This is a genomic window from Acinetobacter sp. 148, from assembly GCF_031196675.1.
Lineage (GTDB): Bacteria > Pseudomonadota > Gammaproteobacteria > Pseudomonadales > Moraxellaceae > Acinetobacter > Acinetobacter baumannii.
Map to the genome: position 1 here is coordinate 1 of NZ_JAVIMT010000044.1, position 1168 is coordinate 1168.

The 1168-nt window shown below is 39.4% G+C and carries 1 protein-coding gene; it reads right to left on the reverse strand.

Features of this window, described 5'->3' with window-relative positions:
- Positions 1-27 precede the first annotated feature (27 nt).
- Positions 28-1068 (reverse strand): IS481 family transposase, encoded by a 1041-nt coding sequence (locus tag RFX69_RS08650; RefSeq protein ID WP_000903414.1) that lies wholly within the window; start codon positions 1066-1068, stop codon positions 28-30.
- Positions 1069-1168 lie beyond the last annotated feature (100 nt).

Sequence of the window (1168 nt, forward strand, 5' to 3'; positions counted from 1 at the left end):
TACCCATTTTTTATTGTGCCTGTCAGGTTAAATTTGAGCTAAATTCTTCTCAGCCCAAATCCGTTTTCCATCAAGTAAAGTTTCAAGTGGTGTACGACCACAGCACATTTTTCCTTGATGAGTCCGTTCAGTATTATAGAATTTCAGCCAATCGTCTAGATCAACTTGTAATTCTTCCAATGAGCTATAAAGCTTCTTCCTAAACGTAATTTGATAGAACTCCTGCAAAATCGTCTTATGGAAACGCTCACAGATACCATTTGTTTGCGGGGAAGCTGCTTTTGTCTTCGTGTGATCAATATCATTAACTGCCAGATACAACTCATAGTCATGTTGTTCTACCTTACCGCAATACTCAGTACCTCTGTCTGTGAGGATGCGAAGCATTGGTAAGTCCTGAGATTGATAGAATGGCAACACACGATCATTGAGTAAATCAGCCGCTGTAATCGGTGTTTTTGTTGTATAGAGCTTGCAATGAACGACCTTGCTATAAGTGTCGATGAATGTTTGTTGATAGATTCGTCCAACACCTTTGAGATTCCCGACATAAAAGGTGTCTTGCGCGCCTAAATAGCCTGGATGAGCTGTTTCGATTTCACCACAAGCAACGTCATCCTCATGATTACGTTCAAGTGCCGCAATCTGCTGATCATTTAATTCAATACCATCCTGTGCCACTTTAGCCTCAAGTGCTTTTAAACGCTTCTTAAAGTTTTCTAAATCATGACGAAGCCATATAGAGCGAACCCCACTCCCTGAAACGAATACACCCTTCTTGCGTAATTCATTACTCGTACGGTGCTGACCATATGCGGGATATTGAATTGCGAAATCAATAACAGCCTGTTCAGTAGTATCATCTACACGGTTTTTTAAATTTGGTACTCGACGGGACTTATTAATCAGTGCGTCAATATCACCAGACTTCACTAATTCCTGATAGCGATAAAATGTATCTCTTGAAACCCCCATCACTTTGCATGCTCTGGATACATTCTGAAGCTCTTCAGCTAAATTAAGCAGACCTACTTTGTGTTTAATGATTTGATTGTTAGTATGCAACATAAGAAAGTTACCTTTGTTTGATTAAGATTTCGACACCTTTATCAAAACGGGTAACTTTCTCTTTTTCAAGAAGAATGTACGATCAAGTCTGAACTAATAC

Excerpts from the sequence above, each read along its gene's own strand:
- RFX69_RS08650 (WP_000903414.1), bottom strand. The coding sequence starts at position 1,068 with ATGTTGCATACTAACAATCAAATCATTAAACACAAAGTAGGTCTGCTT.